Here is a 6612-nt window from a genome sequence, read left to right as displayed (position 1 = left end):
ACACATCGTAATGACATGTACTTTCTGAATTCTTCTTAACGCAATAGCATTGCTGAATAGGGGGGAGTCCCGCGAAGCGGGATAGGGGGGGTGCGCCCGGCATGGGTGTAGTCTAATGGGTGAAAGTCCCTAGTGCGGTATGACCATAACAAGCACACAGCCAATGGCAAGGGGTCCATCGTGAGGTGGGGTCTGAAGGAAGCCGGAGGCAAAACCTTGGTCCGACGAATAGAAACTTTATATGAAGGCAGAGTCCGGCAGGAGGAGGCAGCCCCCTATGCTGAAGTCCAACGATGGTCTTGGCCAGGCTTTGTAAATGAAGCGGATAGATGAGGCGAAAGATTACACTCTTACCCGGGGAGGTCTCATGGACGTCAAAGCAGTGATAGGTCGTATATCTGGACCGGGTGGAGACGGTTGAAAAAGATTTGTCATGAGAAGTCAGCAGAAGTCATAGTACCGCGAAAGCGGGAAGGACTGAACGATTCCGGTCAAAGTAAACCGTGAAAGGAACAATCATATGTTGAAGCAGAATGCAGTCACAGGGCTGACTTCCTGTCGGAAAATAGCGGAACTGGCGAAGATACGAAAAGGAGGGCTGAGTATGATGTTCAGGAAGCGGAAGAAATGACAAGCAGGAATATATTCCTACCCAAAGAATCGAACCGCCGTATACCGAACGGTACGTACGGTGGTGTGAGAGGGATGAATAATCTCTACTCGATTGGACACCGGAGGTGGCCAATTCCGTGACATGTTTAGCATGATTTATGCAGCAGAAAGGAAATCCCGTAACGTAAGGCTCCTTCCACTGGAAGGAGCTGCCCGATAGGGCTGAGGATAGGCCTTTGCAGAGCAAAGGCGCCGCCGAAAGGCGGCATTTCACGGAAGAGCCATCTTAGGCCCCTTTGGGGCCTCGGCTTTTCTACGAAAAGCCACTATCCTCCGTCGCCTGCGGCGACACCCCCTTCCAAAGGAAGGGGGTTATACCACTACCTCATGCAGCACAGATGACACAAATGGTAAGTACGTAACGCTGACTTTATACTCATCGCCCGAAGGGCGATATCACAACCCTCGGCGCCATAGGCGCCGTCAAACCTGAGAACCCTCCGGCCAATCTTAAGAACATTTCTGCGCCAAATAGGCGCAGAATCATTCAAAATCCTTTTTGATAATCATTATGGGGTATGATAAAATATAAAAGTCATCATTATTTTTAGTTAAAAATATGATAATGCTTATACGAGAGGCGATATTTCTATGGCACATTGTAATGAAAATTATCTGAATCTTCAGGGTGCTTATCTGTTTGCTACGGTAAGACAGAAGCAGAATGCTTTCAAGGAAGCTCATCCTGATGCTGACATTATTTCCCTTGGTATCGGCGACGTAACCCAGCCGTTGGCTCCGGTTGTGATTGAAGCTATGCACAAGGCTGTGGATGAAATGGCTCATATGGAAACCTTCCGGGGCTATGGTCCTGAACAGGGCTATATGTTCCTCCGCGAAGCCATTGCCAAACATGACTTTCAGGCCAGGGGCTGTGATATTTCTCCCGATGAAATTTTCGTCAGCGACGGCGCTAAATGCGATACCGGCAACATGCAGGAAATCTTCGCTGAATCCGATATCGTGGCAGTTACGGACCCGGTATATCCGGTGTATGTGGACAGCAATGTCATGGCCGGCAGAAGCGGCAAGTTTGTGAACGGCTCCTATGAACGGCTGGAATACCTGCCCTGCTATGAGGAATGCGGTTTCAAGGCAAATCTGCCTTCCCATGATCCCATGATCATTTATCTCTGCTCCCCGAACAACCCCACCGGTGCTGCTCTCAACAAAAAGGACCTTACCATGTGGGTGAAGTATGCAAAGCAGACGGGCTCCGTTATTTTCTTCGATGCAGCCTATGAAGCATTCATTACGGAAGATGATATTCCCCACAGCATTTATGAAATCGAAGGGGCTAAGGAAGTGGCCATTGAATTCCGCTCCTACTCCAAGACCGCCGGCTTTACCGGCGTGCGCTGCGGATATTGCGTAGTGCCGAAGGAACTGATGCTGGAAACTAAGTCCGGTGAAAAAGTTTCCGCCAATGCTCTCTGGGACCGCCGTCAGTGCACCAAGTTCAACGGCTGCTCCTACATCGTACAGCGGGGCGCTGAAGCTATATACACGGAAGAGGGACAGAAACAGATCCAGGCTACCCTTGATATTTACAGAAACAATGCCAAGGTCATTCTCCAGGGCGCTAAAGAAGCGGGCCTTTCCGCCTGCGGCGGCGTAAACAGCCCCTACGTATGGCTGTCTGTTCCCGAAGGCATGACCAGCTGGGATTTCTTTGACTACCTTCTGAAGGAAGCTCAGATTATCTGCACCCCGGGTTCCGGCTTCGGCCCCTGCGGCGAGGGCTATGTCCGCCTTACCTCTTTCAACACTCCGGAACTGACGAAGGAAGCGGTGGAAAGACTGAAAAAGGCAGTAAAGAAACTGGCTAAATAATTGGTTTTATGAGCAAAAATCTACCTTCTTGTCCGGAAGGTAGATTTCTGCCTGTTTAAGAATGTAAGGAGTTCACATGAGTACAAATCTGCAGATCGGCATTGTAGGCCTTCCAAACGTAGGGAAGAGCACACTTTTCAATGCCATTACAAAAGCAGGTGCGGAAGCGGCAAATTTCCCGTTCTGCACCATTGAACCGAATGTTGGGGTAGTAGAAGTACCGGATCACCGCATCTATGACCTGGCTGCCATGTTCAAGCCGAAGAAAACGACCCCTGCTTTTACCCGTTTTGTGGATATTGCCGGTCTGGTGGCCGGTGCGTCCAAAGGGGAGGGCCTGGGCAACCAGTTCCTGAGCCACATCCGTGAAACCGATGCCATTGCCCATGTGGTGCGCTGCTTTGAAGATGGAAATATTACCCACGTGGAAGGTTCCATTGATCCCGTAAGAGATATGGATATTATCAATACGGAACTCTGTCTGGCGGATCTGGAAAGTGTGGACAAGAAAAAGACGAAGACAGCCAAGCTGGCCCAGGCAGGCATCAAGCAGGCCAAAGTGGACCTGCCGGTACTGGAAAAGGTGTATGATGCCCTGCAGAACGGCACGCCAGCCAGGGCGCTGGACCTTTCGGAGGATGATCTGGAAGTGCTGAAGGAATTGAACCTCATCACCCTGAAACCGGTGCTCTACGTACTCAACATGGCGGAAGGCGACATTGCAGATCCTCTGGCAAACAAGTTCGTCAAGGCAGCCAGCGAAGAAGCGGAAAAGGAAGGAGCCAAGTGGGTTCCTATTTCCGCAGAAATCGAAGAAGAAGTATCCGAACTGGACGGCGAGGAAGCCAAAGCCTTTCTGGAAGACCTGGGAGAAGAAGAACCGGGCCTCAACCGCCTCATCCGCACTGCCTACTCCATGCTGGGCCTTATCAATTTCTTTACCGTAGGCCCTGATGAATGCCGTTCCTGGACCGTCCGGGCGGGCACCAAAGCGCCTAAAGCAGCAGGAAAGATTCACAGTGATATCGAAAGAGGCTTCATCCGTGCGGAAATCGTTTCCTACGATGATCTCATGGCCTGTGGCTCCTACAATGCTGTCCGTGAAAAGGGACTGCTCCGGGTGGAAGGAAAGGATTATATCATCCAGGACGGAGATATTGCTTATTTCCGCTTTAATGTATAAACAGGAAAGGAAAAGACCGGCGGCTGCCGGTCTTTTTTATAAATTATGGAAAAAATATACCAAACTATTTTGGAAGGAAAATTCATTGACCGACCGAACCGCTTTGTGTGTCATGTGGAAATCAATGGAGAAAAGGTACTATGCCATATGCCGAACCCCGGCCGCATGAGGGAGTTTCTTTTCCCCGGTGTCACCCTCTATCTGACACCCAACCGAAAAGGACTGCGTACCGCTTACCGGGTGGTGGGCTGTAAAAAAGGCAGCCATATCTTTTACCTGGATACCACAAAAGCCAATGATGTGGCTGCATGGCTTGTGCAAAATCATAAAATCCCGGGCTGGGAAAACTATTTCCTTGCCGGCAGGGAAGTGACCATGGGGGACAGCCGCTTCGATCTGCTCCTTGGCGATCCGGAAACGGGAGAGACCTTCCCGGTGGAAGTCAAATCCTGCAGCCTTTCAGGAGAACATGGCGCCATGTTTCCGGACGCCCCTACGGAAAGAGGAAGGAAACACCTCACCCACCTGGTGGAAATGGAAAGGGCAGGGGAGCACGCAGGCCTCCTTGTGCTTGTTCATTATAAAGATGCCCGCTGGTTCCTGCCCAACTACCATACGGACCTTCCCTTTGCGGAAGAGTTCAGGAAAGGAATGGATTTTCTGGATTGGAAGGCCTGTGTCATTTCCTGGACAAAGGATTTCCTCATGCCCGAAAACGTGCGGCTCATCCCCTCATCCGGGGAAGTACTGGACAGAGAAATGGGAAATGCCGGAGACTATATGATTGTCCTCCAAATGGAAGAAAATAGCACAATCACCGTAGGGAGTTTGGGAGACATCCGCTTTCCCCAAGGGTACTACGTCTATGTGGGGAGCGCCAGAAAGAACCTGGACCAGCGGATTGCCCATCACAAAGCACTTCGCAAAGGGCGCCACTGGCATATGGACTACCTCAGAAACGCCTGCCGCTTCACCGGCGCCATTCCTATCCGCACCAAAGAAGACCTGGAACATAAACTGGCAGAGGCCCTCTCCGGCATAGCAGACTGGACCATACCGGGCTTCGGCTGCACCGACTGCAGCTGCAAGTCCCACCTGTTCGGCTTCCACCAAAACCCCATGCACCTGCCGGCCTTTGTGAAAATCGAAGAAAATTTTGAAATCAACAGGCTGGATAGGTACTTTGGGATAGTGGAAATGGGGAATATGGAGCAAATGAAGCATGTATAGTGGGCTGGTGAGCTGGTTGGAGTCACTTACGGCATACGCCAGAAGCGTTTCCCGCCGACTGGTATTTACCACCGGATGCGTCAAATATGCCGCGTACCAAGATTCTTCGCCTGCGGCTCAGGATGACGCGTACGGCGGGAAGGCAAGTCCCGTAACGCTGACTTTATAATCATTGCCGCCGTAGGCGGCAATCCACAACTCTCGCCCGCAAAGCGGGCGTCAAACCTAAGAACCTTAAGAATCTTTTGAACCCTCACGTCGCAGGCGGCTGCAGCATTCGCCTGCGGATTAGGCGTCAACCTTCCTTTTTTGCGTCTTCCGTTTCCTCTATCCTGTCTTTTCTATACCGGATGGAAAAGTAAATAAATACCAGTGCGGCCAGTACAAATCCGGTGAGCGCTGTAATCTGGGCGCTTTTAAGGCCGAAGGCCAGGGTGCCGTAGTCTCCGCGGAAGTATTCCAGGAAGAAGCGGAGGAGGGAGTAAAGCATAATATAGAGGCAGAAGGTTGTACCTCTGGCGTGTTTGAAGCAGGAGTACCACAGGAGCAGGCCCAGGATGATGAGGTCGCCCTGGCATTCCCAAACCTCTGCCGGCCACAGGGGCTGGGCGCCGTAGGTGCGGTAGGCCAGGGTGGTGGAGGGGTATAGGATGCCGAAGTCGGCGCCGGTGGGGTGGCCGAAGGCGTCGCCGTTCATGAAATTGGCAATGCGGCCGATAGCCTGTCCGAAAATGATGGCCGGTGCAATAATATCGGCAAACTGGAGCACCGGAATTTTGTGTTTCTTAAGGTAGATATATCCGGCAATGCAGGCGAAGATGACACCGCCCTGGATGGCCATGCCGCCCTGCCACACATAGGGAATTTCAAGAAGATGATTATGGTAATAGTCCCAGTCGAAGAAGAAAACATCCCAGAGGCGGCCGCCGATAATGCCGACGAAAGCGATGGTGAGGCCCAGGTCAAACATGCATTCATGCCAGCCTCTGCCATCCTTTTTCAGAAAATAATAGGCCATGATGCAGCCGAATATAATGCCCAGTGAGAAAAAAATGCCGTAAAAGCGGATAGGGAATCCGCCGATGAATGTAACATATTGATGCATAAACAGGCTCCTTTACTAAAATGACTTTCTGCACTGCAGGAAGTTCTTTTCTTTTATATATACCTATACCCATTATACAATGCACTGCAATGGAATATCCTATCATAGATTCTTATGAGCCTGGCTCCCGATTCTGCCTCGCGGTGTTTATAAGCAGAAAAATGTTATTTATTGTATGCTCTGTATGCTTTTGTCCTTAACGAAACAATTTTTAGCAAATGTTCATAAAATACGCATATTAATCTAATTCGAAACTAATAATAAAAAAGTTTTATACCTGTATGAGGGTATAGTTTTTTGCTTTTTTTCGAGTTTATTTCATGGAATTTTAAAAGATTAAATACGAAAAATATGCGATAAATACTGGATAAAATAGGGATATAAGGAGATGGAAGGGAAGAACTTGATTTACAATTTAAGTCAACAGAATTAAATTTTTGCTAATCTGTCCCTATCTGTTTTTACATTAAAAACTTGAACTTAAATAATTATATGGTATGATGATGTTAGAAATTTTAATGAAGCTCTTTAATAGGTGCTTCATCAGTGCTGCCTGTTCAGGGAAATGAAAAATAAATAACAATAATAA

4 protein-coding genes are annotated in these 6612 nt (G+C 49.4%); 3 read left to right on the top strand and 1 reads right to left on the bottom strand.

Annotated features, from left to right (window positions below; translation table 11 throughout):
- Window positions 1-1263 precede the first annotated feature (1263 nt).
- From Q0482_RS04250 to sfsA, 3 genes are all read left to right on the top strand, one after another.
- Window positions 1264-2505: an LL-diaminopimelate aminotransferase gene (locus Q0482_RS04250; RefSeq protein WP_299143792.1), complete on the top strand. Its 1242-nt coding sequence runs from the start codon at window positions 1264-1266 to the stop codon at window positions 2503-2505.
- A gap of 76 nt (window positions 2506-2581) precedes the next feature.
- On the top strand, window positions 2582-3688 hold the full coding sequence (ychF, locus tag Q0482_RS04245; RefSeq protein ID WP_299143789.1) for a redox-regulated ATPase YchF: 1107 nt from the start codon (window positions 2582-2584) through the stop codon (window positions 3686-3688).
- Window positions 3689-3733: 45 nt separating this feature from the next.
- Window positions 3734-4918, top strand: coding sequence for a DNA/RNA nuclease SfsA (sfsA, locus tag Q0482_RS04240; protein ID WP_299143786.1), 1185 nt, complete (start codon window positions 3734-3736; stop codon window positions 4916-4918).
- 295 nt (window positions 4919-5213) lie between these two features.
- Here sfsA and lgt read toward each other — a convergent pair whose 3' ends face one another.
- On the bottom strand, window positions 5214-6023 hold the full coding sequence (gene lgt, locus Q0482_RS04235; RefSeq protein ID WP_299143783.1) for a prolipoprotein diacylglyceryl transferase: 810 nt from the start codon (window positions 6021-6023) through the stop codon (window positions 5214-5216).
- Window positions 6024-6612: the final 589 nt, after the last annotated feature.

The sequence above is a fragment of the uncultured Dialister sp. genome (assembly GCF_937959425.1).
In the GTDB taxonomy this organism is placed as follows: Bacteria; Bacillota; Negativicutes; order Veillonellales; family Dialisteraceae; genus Dialister.
The sequence above is the reverse complement of the archived record's forward strand: the minus strand, read 5'-3'. Positions and strand labels throughout refer to the sequence as shown.

Excerpts from the sequence above, each read along its gene's own strand:
- Q0482_RS04250 (WP_299143792.1), top strand. The coding sequence starts at position 1,264 with ATGGCACATTGTAATGAAAATTATCTGAATCTTCAGGGTGCTTATCTG.
- ychF (WP_299143789.1), top strand. The coding sequence starts at position 2,582 with ATGAGTACAAATCTGCAGATCGGCATTGTAGGCCTTCCAAACGTAGGG.
- sfsA (WP_299143786.1), top strand. The coding sequence starts at position 3,734 with ATGGAAAAAATATACCAAACTATTTTGGAAGGAAAATTCATTGACCGA.
- lgt (WP_299143783.1), bottom strand. The coding sequence starts at position 6,023 with ATGCATCAATATGTTACATTCATCGGCGGATTCCCTATCCGCTTTTAC.